Below are 16,754 nucleotides of genomic sequence, written 5' to 3'. Positions count from 1 at the left end.
CATGCGAAAGGGCCGAGGCGGATGCCTCGGCCCTCTCATATGAAACGCAGTGCTAGCTGTTCCGGGTTTCGATCGCGGCAGGCCGAACTTGGCTTGCACGGATTCTCGCCAGATCGAACTTGTTGCTGCGGTCGAAGTTGAAGATGCCGTTCTTCTCCTGGAAAACGTCCGTTAGCTGGGTGTAGCAGTAACCAAACATGTCGGGGTTATCCAGGAGTACTGAGCAGAGGCCGTCGAAGCGGGTGTAGAACTCTTCCTCGCTGCTGACGCGCTGGCCGTAGCCCCACGAAGTGGCGACGTCGCTTCCGTCCATAGCCTGACGGGCCTCAACTTCATTCCACCAGATGCCGCCGAATTCCGAGACAAAGTAGGGCTGCCCCGTGTACGGCACGGAGTATTCCTCGCCGTCGGCCTTGCGGTTGATGTAGGGCTTTCCTTCCGCCAACCCCTGCTGCTCGATTTGGAAGCGGTCCGGGTCCTGCTCATAGGAATGGGAATCGTAAATGTCCGTGTCGCGGATCCGGTGGGCGTAGCCGGAAGCGTCTATGACCGGGCGCGTGGGATCGGCGAGCTTGGTGGCCAGGAACATGGCCTCGGTGACGTCGTCCAGCACCGTCAGGCGGTCGTGGAGAACTTGGTGCGTCTCGTTGAGGGGGCACCAACCAATGATGGAGGGGTGGTTGAAATCGCGCTTCAGCACTTCCAGCCATTGCGCCACGAAGCTGGCTGTGGGCTTTTGGTTGTGCCCCACAGTCCCGCCGCCGGAGACGCCCCAGTCACCGAACTCGCCCCACACCAGATAGCCGAGTCGGTCAGCGTGATAGAGGAAGCGTTCTTCGAAGACCTTCTGGTGTAGACGTGCACCGTTGAAACCTGCAGCCATGGACAAATCGATGTCTTTGATCAAGGCAGCGTCATCCGGCGAGGTCATCAGTGACTCGGGCCAGTAGCCCTGATCCAGGACGAGTCGTTGGAAGACAGCTTTGCCGTTGATGCGAACCACCTTGCCGTCCAAGGCAACTGACCGCACTGCCGCGTAGCTGCTGACCTGGTCAACAACATTGCCGGAGTCATCGTGGATGCTGACATTGAGGTCATAGAGGAAGGGATCTTCGATGGACCAAGGACGCAGGGATTCGGCGGGGATGATGAGCCGGAGTGATGGCGTGAGGTCCAGGTCTGCTTTGGCTGTGGCCTCAACACGTACGTCACCCTTGTCGCTGAGGATGGCGGTGACCGTATGCCCGCTGCGGTTCTGGCTGACGGGCACCTCCACTGTGATGCTGGAGTCCGCCAGGTTGGGAGTCATGCGGAGGCGTTTGATGTGAACCGCCGGGACCGCTTCCACCCACACTGTCTGCCAAATTCCGGTGGTCCGGGTGTACTGGCAGTGGGTGTTGTTGTACCAAGTTGCCTGTTTCCCGCGTGCCTGCATCTCATGCCGTGAATCCCTGGCCCGGACCACAATCACTGCATCCGTTCCTGGCTCGGCGACTCCTCCGAGGTCTGCAGTGAAGGGTGTAAAGCCGCCACGGTGCCTGGCAACTTCAACCCCGTTAACCCATACGGTGGCGTCGTGGTCCACGGCGCCAAAGTGCAGCAGAACGTTCTGGCCCGCCCACTCCTGAGGGATCGTCACCGTTCGCCGATACCAGACGGCTTCCATGAAATCGACGTGCTCGATCCCCGAAAGTGCAGATTCCGGTGCGAACGGAACCACGATTTCGCTGTTGAGTTCGCGCGTGGTGAGTCCGCGCTCCAAACCGGAGTCACCGGCGTCGACCTCAAACTCCCAAGTGCCGTTGAGGTTCAGCCACTTGTCGCGGACTAATTGCGGGCGCGGATGCTCAGGCTTGGGCATGGCGGGGGTCACATTTTGGCTCACAATCAAAAACCTAACGTGCCACGGGGTTGAGTACCACCAGCCGCCGCGCAAGGATGAGTAACGTGACCCGATTCCGTTTAGCAATCCTTGATGATTACCAGCAGGTCTCCGGCGATTACGCCCCGTGGGATTCACTGCTCGACGACGACGTGAAGGTCAGCGTCTTCAGCGCACCTTTCCTTTCGGAAGAGCAGGCCGTGGCCGCGTTGGCGCCGTTCGACATCATTGTGGCGATGCGCGAGCGAACCCGTTTTCCACAGGAAGTCCTTGATTCGCTGCCGAACCTGAAGCTGCTGGTAACCACTGGCATGGCGAATGCAGCGATCGACCTCGAAGCGGCGGCGGAACGCGGCATCGTGGTCTGCGGAACGGGCGGCTCACCCGCCGCGGCGCCCGAGCTGACGTGGGCTTTGCTGCTGGCTTTTGCCCGAAACCTGACTGTGGAGGAGAACTCTCTCCGCGCTGGCGACTGGCAGGCCGGCGTCGGGTTTGAACTCGAGGGCAAAACCCTCGGAATAGTTGGTTTGGGCAAGATCGGTAAGCGGATGGCGGGTTATGCGAAGGCCTTCGGGATGGACGTCCTGGCTTGGAGCCAGAACCTCACGGCGGAAACTGCTGAAGCTGCCGGTGCCCGCAATGTCAGCAAAGAGGAGTTGTTCCGGGAGTCCGACGTCGTGACGCTGCACTTGCGATTATCCGAGAGGACAGAGGGCGTCGTTGGCCCTGAAGAACTGCGGCTTCTCGGCCCGGACGGCGTGTTGGTCAACACTGCCCGCGGCCCCTTGGTGGATGAGGCGGCGCTGATCCGAGCCTTGGAGGAGGGGTGGATCCGTGGTGCGGCCTTGGATGTCTTCGAGGAGGAACCCCTTCCGGCGCGGCATGCGCTTCTGCATTCTCCGAGGACCGTCCTCTCGCCGCATATCGGCTACGTGACGCGCGAGAGCTACCGGCAGTTCTATGGCGGGGCGTTCGAGGATGTGAAGGCGTGGCTTGATGGGGCTCCGGTGAGGGTAATCAGCGGGTAACTCCGGCTCTTGCAGCAGCGCCGCTGCGCAAAAGTTACGCCGTGGGCAAGCGCTTTCCGAGTGAAACTGGCAAGATGGACCCATGCGTATCCTCATAGCCCCTGACAAGTTCAAGGGATCCCTGACCGCCGCCGAAGCCGCGTCAGCCATGGCCGAAGGTGCCCTGCGCGTTTACCCGGACGCCGTGACCACCCAGTTCCCCGTCGCCGACGGCGGCGAAGGTACCCTTGATGCCGCCATTGCTGCCGGCTACGAGGAGCGGAACAACGCCGTTGTTGGCCCTATCCTCAAGCCCGTCGGAGCTTCATGGGCCATCCGCAAGGACTCCTTCGGCGGGGCAAGCGCCGTTATTGAGACGGCGATGGCCTCCGGCCTGGCCCACATGGAACCGACGCCGGAGAACTCGCTGCGCGCCCACAGCTACGGTTGCGGCCAGCTAGTGGCAGCGGCCCTCGACACCGGCGCCACCGAGATCGTCCTCGGCTTGGGTGGCTCTGCCATGTCCGACGGCGGCAGCGGCGCCTTGCGTGCGTTGGGGCTCAAACCCCTGGATGCGGCCGGCAACGTGGTGCCCCTTGGCGGAGGTTCCCTGGCCGACGTCGTTGCTTTGGATGTCTCCGAACTGGATCCGCGGCTGTCCGCCGTGAAGTTCCGCATCGCCGTCGACGTCCAAAACCCGCTGTACGGGCCGGAAGGCGCGGCGCATGTTTTTGGTCCCCAGAAGGGCGCGGACGAGGACGCCGTTGAAAAGCTCGACGCCGGTCTCCGCAACTGGGCGTCGCTCCTTCGGGAGGCCACGGGTCGCGATGTAAACGTTCCTGGAGCTGGAGCGGCAGGTGGGTTCCCGGCGTCGATCCTCGCGTTCACGGATGCCACGCTGGAAGGCGGTTTTGCGCTGGTCGCCGGGCTGACTGGCCTCGCCAAGCACCTCGGTGAGGCAGACCTCGTCATCACCGGTGAGGGTTCCATGGATGAGCAATCGCTCACCGGCAAGGCGCCCATCGCCTTGGCCGACGCCGCGAGTGTGCACGGAATTCCCGTCATCGCCGTGGCCGGGCGCATTACTGTCACGCCTGAAGACCTGGCGAAGCACGGCATCGTTGCCGCCGCCCAGCTGTTGGATGTCGCGCAGCGCAAGGATGGCGTTCCGGACGTCGCCGATGCCGTTGCCAACGCCGCCAAATACTTGGCGTGGGCGACGAGTCAGGTGCTTGAAGGGGCGTAGTGGAATGCGGGGCTACTGTCGGTAGCCCTCCACTTCACTGATGGGGCGCGGCTCGGCCTCGTCGGGGTTCTCTCCGGCGTCTTTCTTCGCCCTGCGTTGGCGCAGCAGGTCCCAGCACTGGTCGAGCTGCGCTTCGAGTTGAGCCAATCGTGCCCGGCCGCCGTCGACGTCGTCCTCGGTTCCGCCGCCGCCTGATGTGGTGTCGCGGAGTCGGTGCTCCTCCTCAACCAACGATTGGATGCGCTCCAGAAGGTCCTGCTCGTCCATGTTGTTTCTCCTTGGGTAGCGGGGATTGCGTGGTTACCTCGAACGTAGTCGTGCTGATGGGGTGCGTCTACTGGTGGCCAACGGCATACTTGGGTCATGGAATTCACTACGACCATCGTCGGCGATGGCAACAAAGCGGGCATCGAAATTCCGGGTGCGATCGTTGAGGGGCTCGGCGCAGGAAAACGGCCCCCGGTGGTGGTGACCATCAATGGCCGGAGTTACCGCAGCAGCATTGCCGTGATGGGCGGGAAATTCATGGTGGGTGTCAGCTCGGCCAACCGTGAACTGACCGGGACTGCGGCGGGGGACACCGTGGACGTGGGTCTTGAAGTAGACACCGAGCCCCGGGTCGTTGAGGTGCCCGAGGACTTGGCCGCCGCGCTGGAGGCAGAACCTGAGGCGAAGGCGTTCTACGGCACGCTGAACTACAGCAGCCAGCGGCGCTACGTCGAGCCGATCGGTGATGCCAAGACCGAAGAGACGCGTGCCCGACGGATCGCGAAGGTAGTTGCGGATTTGAAGGCCGGCAAGAAGTAGCATCTTAGGCCGGGCCGTTCGCCCTGGCGATGGCAACCGCCTCTTCGATGCCCTTGGTCCATGGTTCCCCGTGGCCCGGAAGCACAAGGCCTGCCCGGGTCAGTGCCAGTTGCTTGAGTGATGCAAGGTTCAGTGCGCTATCGGCAGTGGCTGCGCCGGCAACGATTCGCGGCCCGGTTCTTTGCGTGTACGGATCCATGGTGACCAGGGCGTCACCGCTGAAAAGAATCCCGCGCTCGCGGAGAAACAGCCCGCAGTGGCCGCTGGTGTGTCCGGGGGAGAAGATGATTTCCGGGCTGCCAGGGACTGGAAGAGCCCCGGTGCCGGGAAAGTGCCTGACGTCCTCGACTCCTTTCACGTTGAGTGCTCCGGCCTTGGTCATGCTGGCCATCACTGGCAGTCCTTGCGGGTGGGTGAGTGCGAAGATGAACCGCGAGCGTTCGTGCCGGTAGCGGTAGGGGTGTTTTGCGATGTAGGAGTCTTCGGTGTGCACCCACACGGGAATACCCAACTCTTGGTGGAGCCGTTTGGCCAGTCCCAAGTGATCGAAGTGGGCATGCGTCAGGACTAAAGCGCGAATGTCTTGGAGGGAATGACCGAGGATCCTGAGTGACTGGTCCAGCGGTGTCCACATAGCCGGAAGACCGGAATCGATCAGAGTGAGACCGTCGCGGCCTTCCACCACATAGAAGTTCACGTAGGCGTCCGAGAAGCGATGGACACCGTCTGCCACCTCGGTCATTGCCATGGTTGCTCCGCTTTCTGGGTCGGTCAGATGGGCCGGTGCAACCACTACCATAAGCATACTTAGTATTTTGGAACAAGGGTGTCAGCCTGATTCTCGCGGACCTCCCAAATTAATAGTGACCTGAATCACGTCATATTCTTCTGGCTGGTCCCACTACCAAGTAGTGACGGGCTGTAGAGCGCAATTCGGATGCAGAACAACAGCCACAGTCGATGAGGCGAGGAGACCCCTCTCGTCGGCTGGTCACCGTGCGCGAGCAAGGCCCCCACCGTCGGCTGGCCGGCCGCGTACCCGTCCGCTTTGCCCAGGCGGACAGTGTGGCCGGCCAGGACTTTGACCACCCGGGTCGGCCACACCTGGCGCGGTTTTGCAGTGGTTTGACGTAATGAATTAGCCGCGGACGCCACATAAAAGGACAGGGCCGAACCAAGCAAGCTGTTGAGTTGGCTGCGACGCGTCCTGCGCAGGTAAGCGGGCCTGTAAAGAAGTTTGTTGCCTCCCGCACCTTGTCCGAACCCCTTGGATAGAAAATTCCCAGCTGATTGAAGGCAGATGCGGACCCAGGACCACGGTATCCACTGTGTTGATCATCTTGGTGAGCCCGGTGCCGAGTTCGTCGTCGAAGCTGTCGAGCTGGAACTTGAAGGGATCCTGGACTAGGCCGTCCACGGAGTGGAACAGACCAGGGTGACTTTGCGCAATAGTTTCTCCTGCTATGCGGCTGGGGATAAGCGGCGCTGTTAGGCGGCGCGGCTAGTGGCTTGGAGGCCGCGGGAGGGGAGGGCCGTCACGTTGGTGAGTTCCGCCGCGAGGTGCACGGGCACCTCATGGAGTGCGGCGTACCCCTGCAGTTGGACGAGCGCATCATCATCAATGGTCGCTTGGGACAGGTCCATCTCAACTCCGAGACCGCCGCCGAGGCTCTTGGTGCGTTGAACCACCGGGTAGAGCCCTTGGAGGCTCAAGGTGGTCACTCGACCGGTCGCTGCGATCTGGATCTGTTCGCCGTCAACGTCGACGCGAACAACTACGGAGAGCTTGTCGCTGGCCAATGTACTGCCTTTCATCCTTGCTGCCACGCTGCAGCGTCCCCCAGCGTATGCGCCAAGTGTGACCTGCGCAACATTACGACGGCGTAGGTTCCGCCAGTATCGCGGTCATGTAGCACGTATTTCTGCGAGGAAACTGTATTCTCTACCGAGAGGCCTCTATCAGGCCGTCCACAGCCTGAATATTGGGGGAGAAGTGCGCTCAAATACCGACGCTGGCGTGCCGGAAAAGTCACGTCAACTTAGGCCTTTGTCAAAGCTGGCGGCCGCGCTTGTGGTCGTGCTGTTGATGTTGGTTGGACTCCCGGCCTCGCCAGCCAATGCGGTCACAGCAGCGAGCGAAGCACCTAAACTCACTGCCGTGGAGTTGGTCTCTGCAGCCCAACTAGCGCCCGGGCAAACCGCGAGGGTGCGGTTTACCTTGAGTCAACCCGCGCAACGCGTGGAGTTCCGGTACCGCGATGCGTCCTTGTCCGAGCCTCGTAGCCTGATCTGGACGGGAGACCCTGGGCCCGGCCCGTTCATAGCTGAAGCCACGGCAGTCATAGGCGTCAGCGACTTCTACGAAGGTCTGCAGCGGTTGACCGACGTTCGTATTGTCTTCCAAAAGAGCGGGCAGTCCTACCCAGCCGAAACTGCGGCCCTAAGGAACAGCTCATCCGATTATCTGTTCAGCGACAACGCTGGAGATCCGCTGCTACAAAATGCTGACTTCGCCGTAAGCAACCCTTCGAGAGTTTTGCGGACCCCACAAGCCTCGGTTTTGCCTAAATTCCAAGCGGACCAAGATTTGTGGAGCAACTGGAACTATGGGGTAGACGGCACGATATCTCCCGGTACGTGGACCGCAGGCGTCACGAAGGTGCATGTGCAGTGGGTTTCGGGGGGAGTTGCGAAGCTCTATCGCTACGAATACGGAACGGAGCCTTTCGAAGGGTCCGTCCGATCCACTGATGCGGGGAAGGAAGTGTCCTTGCGCATCACAACGGTGACCCCGGGGTTCAAATCGGTATCCGCGGAATCGGAGCCCTATCTGTTCGTCACGAGCGGCCCGATCGCTGTCTCAGGGAAGCCCTGGATCAACTCCGCATTGAAGGCAAGCTTTGACGTCTCATCCATCAAAGGCATTCCGGTCGGCGCGACCCCCAAGGTGGAACTTTTTTGGCTTACTAAGTCCACACCATATCCCGCTGGCACAGGGCTTGCCCCTGGCGTGGACTACGTTGTCAAAGACGCAGACGGCGGAGGAACTGTGCGCGTTGCCGCCGTTGTTTCGCTTGAGGGCAAAGTTGTAGGCCGTTTCGTCAGTGATTCGACCGCATATGTGACTAATCCAGCCCCGTCCCGGAACTATGTCCACCGGGAAGTCAGCGACTTCCTGATGGCCCGGACTACTGACGGCAGGCTCTGGATGTGGGGCAGGTACTTCGGATCGTTCCCCAAGGAGGTTGGAACGGGGTGGAATGTCTTTGACAAGATCTTCTCGCCCGGGGACTTCAATGAGGACGGGCACGCCGATGTGCTGGCCCGTAAGCCCTCCGGGGAACTGTGGATGTACCCCGCTGACGGTCAATATTGGTGGAAGCCCGCGTCCTTGGTGGGCGTCGGTTGGCAGGGTATGACCGAACTCATGGCTCCCGGTGATTTCGACTCCGACGGCCACGATGACGTCCTGGCCAAAGACCGAGACGGCAGGCTGCTCCTCTACCCAGGCAACGGCAAGGGTGGCTGGCTGGCTCCACGACAAGTTGGGGCTGGCTGGAACATGTTCAACAGGGTCTTTTCAACAGGCGACTTCGACGGAGACTCGCACGCAGACATCCTCGCCACCAACGCGGGTGGCCAGTTGTTCCTCTATTCGTCCAACGGCAAGGGCGGTTGGCTCGGCTCGAAGGTGATCGGTTCTGGTTGGCAGTCCTTCAAGGGCGTGTTCGGCGCGGGCGACCGGGACTATGACGGATGGACCGATATTTACGGAATAGACGGCGCGGGGTACATGTATCTATACCCCTTCAAGTCGGGAAGCTGGAAACCCCGGGCTTTGGTCGGCGCTGACTGGGACGTCTTCACCGCATTGTTCTAAGCGGGGCGACTTTGTAGCGAAACGCCAAGTACCGCCGTCGTACTTCTTGTGAAAGAACGACGGCGGCCGTTCAGGCCTATTGGCAACACGAAGCGCCTCACGATGAACTCCTCCTGGACCCGCGCGAGTCAGTGCTTCATCATCAGGACCGACGCTGGAATGGTCGTGAGGAAGTTCTCGGTCACTGTGCGTGGATAGCTGAGCGACCAATGGTTATGCAGCTTTAGAGCTGATTAGCTGTTCCTATGGATGAACAGCTCCCCGTCGTTGAGTTCGCCTTTCCCGGGCCACTACGCGATCGCATCATCAGTGAGGTCCGATCTGGGCGCAAGACTGCCACAAGCTCCCTACTCCACGAATACGAGGTCGGTAAAGAGCCGCTGCCTGCTGTGGGCGACAGGGGTGCCGTCATCGATTCGAACGGAGAGCAGGTGGCAATCATCCAAATCACCGACGTCCGGATCGTCCCTATACGCGATGTCCCGTTGAGCCATGCCCTAGCCGAGGGGGAGGGGTATGCGACGGTCGCAGAATGGCGTGCGGGTCACACCAAATTCTGGTCGTCAGAGGCAATGAGAGCGGAGCTGGGCAACGGCTTCGAAATCACCGATTCGTCGCTTGTTGTGCTCGAGCAGTTCATGCTTGCCCGTTGAGGTCGGCGGCTGGGTCATCTTTGGAACCTGAGCAGTCAGCGATACGGCAAGTGCCGCCGTCGTACTTCTTTGGAAGGTACGACGGCGGCACTTGCCGTATGTGGGTCGCTGACCGTTAGGCGGTCTGGCCAGCGTGTTGGCCTTCTGAGATCTCCTCGACCACCTTGCTGTTGAAGGCGGGGAGGTCGTCCGGGTTGCGGCTGGTGACCAGGCCTTGGTCCACCACCACTTCCTCATCGGTCCAGTTAGCGCCCGCGTTCCTCAGGTCAGTCTGGAGCGTGTGATAAGAGGTGACGTTGCGGCCCTTGATCACGCCGGCCTCGATGAGAATCCACGGCCCGTGGCAGATCGAGGCAACCGGCTTGTGCTGCTCAAAGAAGGCGCGCGTGAAGTTCTGCGCGTCCTTATCAACCCGGAGATGATCGGCGTTCACAACGCCGCCGGGGAGAACCAGCGCGTCGAAATCGGAGGCGTTGGCGTCGGCTACCGCGAGGTCGACGTCGAAGGTGTCACCCTTCTCCACGCCATTGAAACCTTGGAGCTTTCCCTTGGAGGGAGCCACGAGAGTTGGCTCGCCGCCAGCATCCTTGACCGCCTGCCATGGGCTGGTGAGCTCCACCTGCTCCACGCCGTCCGTCAACAGGAATGCGACCTTCTTGCCTGTGATGTTGTGTTCTGACATTGTTCCTCCTCCATTGCGCGGCGGAGTGCTTTTTGAGCGTGGCCGCCGCTGTGAGAGTTGTTTGTCTGACCCGTTCAAGCCTAGGGAAAGACTCTTTAGTAAGCAAGCTGACTAACGGCCATTGCGAGGAGTTCAGCTTGTCTAAGTATCGAATATCAATAGAATATGATTGTTGTTCGATAAAGGAGTTTCCATGGGAAAACTGACCATCCTCGCGCTACGGATAGTCATTGCGATGGTGCTGGCGATTTGCTGACCATGGTGCGCCGAGGGACGGTGTTCTCCCACGGAGCTTTCCGGTACGTGGACATCATCTTTGGAGCCATCGCTTTCGCGGCGGTGCTGGTTTTCGGCATCGCGGTGATTCTGGCGCCCGGCGAGACCGCACCAGGCATTGTCATGCTGATCTGTGGAGCGGCGTTGATGACCGGGGGCGTGGCGCTGGTTGTGTTGGTGATGCGCACGCTGCTCGCGCAGGCTGTAGCGCGGGACGTCGAAGCCGCGCAGCTCCGCTCCGAGCTCGACGAGGTGATCTGATGGCGATCATCGTGGATATTGACGTCATGCTGGCCAAGCGCAAAATGCCTGTGGGAGTGCTCGCTGATCGGGTGGGGATCACCCCGGCAAACCTGGCAGTACTCAAGAATGGGCGTGCGAAAGCCGTGAGGTTTACTACGCTCGAAGCACTGTGCGAAGTGCTTGAGTGTCAACCGGGAGATCTGCTGCGGTGGGAAGAAGCGTGACGGGTCCATGAACCCGGCCTCGATTCACCCCGCCTTGAGGAGTACCCAGTAGTCAGCTTTGCCGAGAATCCAAGCCGACCGTCTCAATGACTTCAATGGAATGGCCCCACGCAGAGTGCGGGCTGATCATCAACTGACCAGCATGGTGATCGCACGCTATCCACACGCATTCCGCAGGCACTAAAGCGGTGACAACCGTCCCCTCCGAACCCGCAAGCCAGTTCTCCGCTATTTCCCTGGCGTCCGTCCAACGCGACAGCGGGGGGTGAAGGCCTGGCGTTCCGGCGCTCTGGTGGATGCCGGATACCCGATACAACTTGAGCTGGTCACCATGGAACTTTCGGACATAGTGGCTCATCAAAACATTTGACCTGTCCATCAGTTCCCCCACCAAGAGTCTCAATGATGGCGTCAATGCGTCCATGGTTTTGAGTGAGTCCTGGACCTGGGAAAGGCTGGAGCCGGGGGCATCACTGGCGTCAGGGAGGAGGTCGGCGTGGCTCCCGATCCGCGAACGCACGTAGCCGTTCATCATCAACCACTCCGGGGTGGTGGTGGAGCCCTGTGTCGTGCTGACGGTCAAAATATGCTCGACAAGATCCTTCTGGGGACCCGATTCTCCTATCGACGTGAGTTCATCGCCGAGGGAGCGCACCAGCTTCTGAATCTTGGGCGAGAGGTAACCGCGACTTCCTGGCAAGTTGGCCAGAATCCAGCGAACGTCGTGGGCGGCAGCGGTTTTCATGCTTCAGTTCCATCCAAGAGCAGGTTCTGCAGTGATGAAGCCAGGTTGATGCAAAAGGAGCAGCGCTTTTCGTCAAGTTTTATAGCCATGAATAGTTCCAATCCCCCTATGGATGTTTCCCGACTGCAAAGCGGACGATGGTCTGCTTCCCAAATAGGCTACGGTATAAGGCCCCAAGGGCATACCCGGAGCTTAGTTCCGTTCGGACAGGCTATGTTCCGGAATTTTTCATGGTTAGACTTGGTGCCATTGGCCTCCTGGCAAACTTGCGGGGAGAGTGCGCCTTGATTTAGGCGATTGCCACCGGCGGAGCCGGATTCTGACATCATTTTCTGCTTGATGCTTCGTATTGGGGACGAATGAACCGGGCCAATTCCACCTGTCGTTTTTTTGCCGTTTTTAGTGTACTAGCGCTCTCGCTGTCTGCTTGTTCGGGGGACTCCACCACCCAAGCTCCAGTCTCCAGCGGATACCCGATGTCGATCGACAACTGCGGTACCCGGCTCGAGATCGCGTCACCTCCGCAGCGGGTGGTGACAATAAAATCCACCGCTACTGAGATGTTGCTTGCATTGGGTCTGGGAGACAGGATTGTCGGTAGTGCCTTTGCGGACGGTCCAGTGCCTGAGAAATGGCAACAACAGATTCCCGTCATCTCCAAGTCCCTTCCGGCTCAAGAGTCGGTGCTTTCCTATTCGCCCGACTTTATTTTCGGGGGTTGGGAGTCAAACTTCACTCCGGAGGGTGTGGGAGACCGTTCATCCCTTGCCCAATTGAACATTTCTACCTATGTTGCTCCGGCTGCTTGTCTCAAGTCTGGTTACAAAACTGCGCCTCTGACATTTGATAAAGTCTTTGCCGGGATTTCCGAGGTAGGACACATATTCGCCGCCGAAGCTGCGGCGGAGCAGTTGGTTACCCAAGAGCGCGAGAAACTGGCTGCTATAGTGCCCAGCGCGGACAAGCATTCAACTCTATGGTTCAGTTCCGGGTCCGAGACCCCATACGTCGGGGCGGGAACGGGTGCGCCTCAGATGCTGATGGAAGCCGCAGGCTTGGTGAATGTCATGGCAGACGTCCAGGAATCGTGGGCATCCGCATCCTGGGAGGTGATTGCAGAACGCAACCCGGACACTATCGTCTTGGTTAACTCAAGCTGGGGTAGCACGGAGAAGAAGAAATTAGTCCTGGAATCCCATCCGGTGATGTCCCAGTTGGAGGCCGTGAAAAACAAACGCTACTTAGTTGTCCCGTTTGCAGCGTCCGAAGCCGGTGTCAGGAATGTAGACACAGTCCAGTCCCTTGTGGACCAAACGAACGCCTTGTACGGCAAAGCGTCGTGAGGGCGTTGCACTCCCAAGTAGGGGTGCTGCCGCATCCTGTTCTGATTCCACCGGATCCGGAGTCAACGTACCGGATAAGGAAGCGTAAGCTGACTCTGGTTCTCCTGCTCTTGCTGGCCATCTTGTTGTTGTCCCTAGCGGCTGCTGCCGCAGTTGGCCCCACCTACATCTCTCCAGCGGAAGTCCTTGCTGCTGTTGCTGAGAAGTTCGGAGCCGCTGGTCCGGACCCGTCCAAACAGGTTCAGAATGCCATCATCTGGGAGCTGCGACTACCCAGGGTGGTCACTGCTGCGGTCGTGGGAGCCGGGTTGGCTGTGGGCGGTGTGGTAATGCAAGGATTGACCAGGAATCCGTTGGCCGATCCATACCTTCTTGGTGTCAGCTCTGGAGCTTCGCTCGCAGCAGTATCAGTCCTGCTGCTGGGCGTAGCCCTCCTGCTGCCGCTGGCGGCCTTCGCGGGAGCTCTGGCGGCAATGGCCATCGCTTTGGGTTTGGCGTCCTCTTTTGGCCGTCTCTCAACCACCCGGACCGTCTTGGCAGGACTTGCAGTATCTTCCCTGGCTTCCTCTCTGACCTCATTTGTCATCTTCTGGACTGCCCAAGGGGACTCGTACAGGGAAGTTCTGAGCTGGTTGATGGGCTCTCTGTCTGGCTCGACGTGGTCTTCAGTCGGCATCGCCATCGTCGGATTCCTGCTGGCCGGCGTGCCCATTCTGCTTACCGGCAGGATGCTCGATGCATTTGCTTTCGGGGATTCGGCTGCGTCGTCACTGGGCCTTAATCCCACCCGAATACGCTGGGCGATGATGGGAGCCGTGGCCCTCCTGACAGGGTGCATGGTGGCCGTCAGCGGCGCTCTTGGCTTCGTAGGATTGGTGATTCCTCATGTTGTGCGCCTGCTGGCAGGTGCCGGGCATCGCACCGTGCTTCCTTTGAGCGCGTTCACCGGCGCAATCTTCCTGATCTGGGCTGACACTGTTGCCCGCTCCGTACTGTCCCCACGGGAGATTCCAGTGGGCGTTATCACGGCGCTGGTTGGCGCCCCGGCTTTCGCCTTCCTCATTTGGCGGCAAAAGAGGGGCACATGATGACCTTGGCGCAGCAGCCAGTGCTTGAGGGGACGTTGTCGGGATTGGATCTGAATTACTCAGTTCAGGGGAAGTACCTCATTAAGGAACTCGATTGCGTTATCAACGGCGGAGGTACGACCGCTTTGCTGGGGGCAAATGGAGCAGGTAAGTCGACCCTCCTCCATCTCTTGGCAGGCATTCTGCGACCGGCCTCAGGAAAGGTCGAGTTGGACGGAGAAGACCTCGCGTCCGTATCCCCGCGAATCCGGGCGCAACGCATAGCTTTGGTTGAGCAGGCCGTGGTGAGCGAGCAACCGCTCAAGGTTTTGGATGTGGTCCTGCTGGGTAGGACACCCTTCCAACGCATGTTTGCCGGCCCTTCCACGGATGACTACGCTGCTGCATCTGCCGCCCTGCAAACGGTAGGAATGGCTGCGTTCGGGGAACGGCACTTTCACACCCTATCCGGAGGGGAAAAGCAGCGAATCCACGTCGCAAGGGCCCTGGCACAACAGCCTCGCGTGCTTCTCTTGGACGAGCCCACAAATCATCTTGATATAGGGGCGCAACTGGTTACAATGCGCCTTCTACAGGGACTTGCCCTGAAAGGCATGACAGTTGTGGCTGCCATTCATGACCTCAACCTTGCCGCGCAATTCTGTGAGCACGCGATTCTTCTCGACGGCGGTGCGATTGTTGCGGCGGGTCCGATGGAGGAAGTACTGACACCGGCAACCATTCTCAAGGTCTTCGGCGTCGAGGCCGCGATTCTGGTTCATCCAAAGTCTGGACGTCCGCTGGTTGTTTTCGGTTAGATCAATGCACCACCGACGTCACCATCGGAAGTCCTTAAACTTGCGGATGAGGCGCTTTGGCCTTCGGCGAACCCGGCCGCGTACGCTTCGGCGCTGCCCAAACGGAACATGTCCTCAGACGCAGGCCGGATCAGGCGCGCAGCATTTTGATGCGGGCTGCGTGCATCCTCTTGCGCACTGAGGACGAACTTCTGCAAGCCTCTCAGGACGACCACTGGACATTGGCTTACTTTTCCTTTCACCAAATCAGCAGCTGCAGCTACCTCATCAGCGACGGCCGTTATGCTGGCCTCCATGGGCCTGCCATACGCATCGGGCCGGCCGCGCATGTCATCAAGGACAGTGAAGCCAGCCGCGCCGATCGCAATATCGGTATGTCCGGCCCGCCACGGCCGGCCAAGGGTGTCCGTGATCAGGACTCCCAGATCCAGACCCGTCTTATCCCGGAGCGCGGTGCAGATTGCCTGGGCTGTGGCGTCAGGGTCGGACGGCAAGAGCAGCACAGTTCCTGGTTGGCAGTTGGAGCTGTCCACACCCGCGGCGGCACCAACAATTCCCAACCGGTTCTCGACTATGCGCGTCATACCCAACGCGTGCGTCTTTTCTGCCACTACCCGGACGGTTTCAGCCGCTACGGCACGTTCCCGTTCGCTGGCGGGAACTGCTCTTCCTTCAGCCTTCGAGACAATCTTCGAGGAAATGGCAACAATGTCACCGTCGTGTAATTCATCGCCAAACTTCGCGAAAATGATTGCTGTAAGGTCGTCGCCTATGCCAATTTCCGGCAGCCCGGGCAAGTCATATATTTCCAACGCCAGTCTCATCGTATCAACTTCGGTAGAACCTTTGTTGAAAAGGCATCAATCCATTCGCGTTGGTTGCGCCCAACATTGTGCAGGTAGATGCGATCAAAGCCGAGATCCAAATAGCTTTGGATGTGCTTCCTGTGCTCATCCAGATCAGCAGATATAAGTACCCGGCCGTCGAAATCTTCTGGACGCACCATCTTGGCAATCTGTGCAATCTCAAAGGGCGATCTAATATCTGCTTTCGGGAATTTCATCCCCCCGTTGGGCCACTCGACCATTGCGTTCGCCAAGGCTTCCTCATGACTCGACGCCCAGCTTATGTGCAACTGAAGGACCTTGAGCAGAGAGTCCGGGTCCCGGTCCGATTCGCGCACGCCGGAGTTGAATTTGTCTATCAATCCCGCTACCTTCTCGAGCGGTGCTCCTACTGTGATCAATCCATCTGCGGCACGTCCTGCACGCTTGGCGGTGACAGGCCCGGCAGTAGCAATGAGGATGTCCGGTGCTACGTCGGGCATGGTCCACAGCCGAGTGCTTTCCATTTTGTAAAACTGTCCGTCGTGCCTGACATCCCTCCCGGCGATAGACGCTGCGAAAAGCTTTCGTATGATGTCAACGGCTTCGAACATGCGATTTATGCGTTCCGGTGCTTCAGGCCAATATGTTCCGATGATGTGCTCATTCAGGGCCTCTCCTGAGCCGAGACCAAGCCAATGCCTGTTTGGATACATTGCCGCCATTGTTGCCGAAGCTTGGGCAACCATGGCCGGGTGCCAGCGAAAGGTAGGCGTCGTGACTCCCGGTCCAAAGTCCCCTTTGGTGCGTTCTCCGATTGCGGCCAAGACGTTCCACACAAAGGCTGATTGACCCTGGGCTGGAACCCAGGGCTGAAAGTGGTCAGCTGCCATGACTCCGGAGAATCCCCGGAGCTCAGCGTACTCAGCGAGGTCCAGAGCCTCCGTGGGATGAAACTGCTCAAGCATTGCTGCGTAACCGATAGTCGGTGCGTCATTCATGGCCACATGCTTTCATGCCAACTCCACAGCCGGCGACTTTACATCTGGCGGTGTGG

The 16,754-nt window shown here is 59.7% G+C and carries 17 protein-coding genes and 2 pseudogenes; 10 read left to right on the top strand and 9 right to left on the bottom strand.

Features of this window, described 5'->3' with window-relative positions:
• Window positions 1-52: 52 nt before the first annotated feature.
• Complete coding sequence (locus RIF72_RS10085; protein WP_309074758.1) at window positions 53-1,873, bottom strand: sugar-binding domain-containing protein; 1,821 nt, start codon at window positions 1,871-1,873, stop codon at window positions 53-55.
• A 65-nt stretch (window positions 1,874-1,938) separates the two neighbouring features.
• On the opposite strand from RIF72_RS10085, the gene RIF72_RS10080 reads away from it, so the two are divergent.
• The gene (locus tag RIF72_RS10080; RefSeq protein ID WP_309074681.1) at window positions 1,939-2,910 is read left to right on the top strand and encodes a D-2-hydroxyacid dehydrogenase family protein; all 972 of its coding nucleotides are present in this window, start codon (window positions 1,939-1,941) and stop codon (window positions 2,908-2,910) included.
• An 82-nt stretch (window positions 2,911-2,992) separates the two neighbouring features.
• Window positions 2,993-4,135: a glycerate kinase gene (locus RIF72_RS10075; RefSeq protein WP_309074680.1), complete on the top strand. Its 1,143-nt coding sequence runs from the start codon at window positions 2,993-2,995 to the stop codon at window positions 4,133-4,135.
• 12 nt (window positions 4,136-4,147) lie between these two features.
• Here the strand turns inward: RIF72_RS10075 and RIF72_RS10070 are convergent, their stop codons facing one another.
• Window positions 4,148-4,402: a DUF2630 family protein gene (locus RIF72_RS10070; protein ID WP_309074679.1), complete on the bottom strand. Its 255-nt coding sequence runs from the start codon at window positions 4,400-4,402 to the stop codon at window positions 4,148-4,150.
• Between the two features lie 96 nt (window positions 4,403-4,498).
• On the opposite strand from RIF72_RS10070, the gene RIF72_RS10065 reads away from it, so the two are divergent.
• On the top strand, window positions 4,499-4,942 hold the full coding sequence (locus tag RIF72_RS10065) for a YdeI/OmpD-associated family protein (RefSeq protein WP_309074678.1): 444 nt from the start codon (window positions 4,499-4,501) through the stop codon (window positions 4,940-4,942).
• Window positions 4,943-4,946: 4 nt separating this feature from the next.
• Here RIF72_RS10065 and RIF72_RS10060 read toward each other — a convergent pair whose 3' ends face one another.
• The 3 genes and pseudogenes from RIF72_RS10060 to RIF72_RS10055 form a co-directional block, all read right to left on the bottom strand.
• Window positions 4,947-5,690 (bottom strand): MBL fold metallo-hydrolase, encoded by a 744-nt coding sequence (locus tag RIF72_RS10060; protein WP_309074677.1) that lies wholly within the window; start codon window positions 5,688-5,690, stop codon window positions 4,947-4,949.
• A gap of 558 nt (window positions 5,691-6,248) precedes the next feature.
• Window positions 6,249-6,391: pseudogene (locus RIF72_RS20120) on the bottom strand (dihydrofolate reductase); the annotation flags it as partial.
• 39 nt (window positions 6,392-6,430) lie between these two features.
• On the bottom strand, window positions 6,431-6,757 hold the full coding sequence (locus RIF72_RS10055) for a hypothetical protein (RefSeq protein ID WP_309074676.1): 327 nt from the start codon (window positions 6,755-6,757) through the stop codon (window positions 6,431-6,433).
• A gap of 232 nt (window positions 6,758-6,989) precedes the next feature.
• On the opposite strand from RIF72_RS10055, the gene RIF72_RS10050 reads away from it, so the two are divergent.
• Entirely contained in the window at window positions 6,990-8,822 is a 1,833-nt protein-coding gene (locus RIF72_RS10050) for a VCBS repeat-containing protein (protein WP_309074675.1), read from the top strand.
• A 245-nt stretch (window positions 8,823-9,067) separates the two neighbouring features.
• Window positions 9,068-9,475: an ASCH domain-containing protein gene (locus tag RIF72_RS10045; RefSeq protein ID WP_309074674.1), complete on the top strand. Its 408-nt coding sequence runs from the start codon at window positions 9,068-9,070 to the stop codon at window positions 9,473-9,475.
• Window positions 9,476-9,590: 115 nt separating this feature from the next.
• Here RIF72_RS10045 and RIF72_RS10040 read toward each other — a convergent pair whose 3' ends face one another.
• Window positions 9,591-10,157 (bottom strand): type 1 glutamine amidotransferase domain-containing protein, encoded by a 567-nt coding sequence (locus RIF72_RS10040; RefSeq protein WP_309074673.1) that lies wholly within the window; start codon window positions 10,155-10,157, stop codon window positions 9,591-9,593.
• Window positions 10,158-10,406: 249 nt separating this feature from the next.
• Between RIF72_RS10040 and RIF72_RS10035 the strand changes: the two are divergent.
• Together RIF72_RS10035 and RIF72_RS10030 are read left to right on the top strand one after the other, a co-directional pair.
• Window positions 10,407-10,694: pseudogene (locus RIF72_RS10035) on the top strand (DUF2975 domain-containing protein); the annotation flags it as partial.
• Window positions 10,694-10,900 (top strand): helix-turn-helix transcriptional regulator, encoded by a 207-nt coding sequence (locus tag RIF72_RS10030; RefSeq protein ID WP_309074672.1) that lies wholly within the window; start codon window positions 10,694-10,696, stop codon window positions 10,898-10,900. The pseudogene RIF72_RS10035 and the gene RIF72_RS10030, both read left to right, overlap by 1 nt.
• Before the next feature lie 52 nt (window positions 10,901-10,952).
• Here RIF72_RS10030 and RIF72_RS10025 read toward each other — a convergent pair whose 3' ends face one another.
• Window positions 10,953-11,645: a hypothetical protein gene (locus tag RIF72_RS10025; protein WP_309074671.1), complete on the bottom strand. Its 693-nt coding sequence runs from the start codon at window positions 11,643-11,645 to the stop codon at window positions 10,953-10,955.
• 359 nt (window positions 11,646-12,004) lie between these two features.
• On the opposite strand from RIF72_RS10025, the gene RIF72_RS10020 reads away from it, so the two are divergent.
• Genes RIF72_RS10020 through RIF72_RS10010 form a run of 3 tightly spaced genes read left to right on the top strand, consistent with a single transcriptional unit; the run spans window position 12,005 to window position 14,873 of the window.
• On the top strand, window positions 12,005-12,988 hold the full coding sequence (locus RIF72_RS10020; protein WP_309074670.1) for a putative F420-0 ABC transporter substrate-binding protein: 984 nt from the start codon (window positions 12,005-12,007) through the stop codon (window positions 12,986-12,988).
• The gene (locus RIF72_RS10015; protein WP_309074669.1) at window positions 12,985-14,076 is read left to right on the top strand and encodes a putative F420-0 ABC transporter permease subunit; all 1,092 of its coding nucleotides are present in this window, start codon (window positions 12,985-12,987) and stop codon (window positions 14,074-14,076) included. The genes RIF72_RS10020 and RIF72_RS10015 overlap by 4 nt, the downstream gene beginning before the upstream one ends.
• Window positions 14,073-14,873, top strand: a complete 801-nt coding sequence (locus tag RIF72_RS10010; protein ID WP_309074668.1) for an ABC transporter ATP-binding protein — start codon at window positions 14,073-14,075, stop codon at window positions 14,871-14,873. The genes RIF72_RS10015 and RIF72_RS10010 overlap by 4 nt, the downstream gene beginning before the upstream one ends.
• On the opposite strand, the gene cofE is transcribed toward RIF72_RS10010, so the two are convergent.
• On the bottom strand, window positions 14,870-15,697 hold the full coding sequence (gene cofE, locus RIF72_RS10005; protein ID WP_309074667.1) for a coenzyme F420-0:L-glutamate ligase: 828 nt from the start codon (window positions 15,695-15,697) through the stop codon (window positions 14,870-14,872). The two genes, RIF72_RS10010 and cofE, sit on opposite strands and share 4 nt — an antisense overlap.
• On the bottom strand, window positions 15,694-16,698 hold the full coding sequence (locus RIF72_RS10000; protein WP_309074666.1) for a TIGR03557 family F420-dependent LLM class oxidoreductase: 1,005 nt from the start codon (window positions 16,696-16,698) through the stop codon (window positions 15,694-15,696). The genes cofE and RIF72_RS10000 overlap by 4 nt, the downstream gene beginning before the upstream one ends.
• Window positions 16,699-16,754: the final 56 nt, after the last annotated feature.

The organism is Paenarthrobacter sp. (assembly GCF_031180005.1).
Classification (GTDB): Bacteria; Actinomycetota; Actinomycetes; order Actinomycetales; family Micrococcaceae; genus Arthrobacter.
This window is presented reverse-complemented; position numbering and strand designations above follow the sequence as displayed.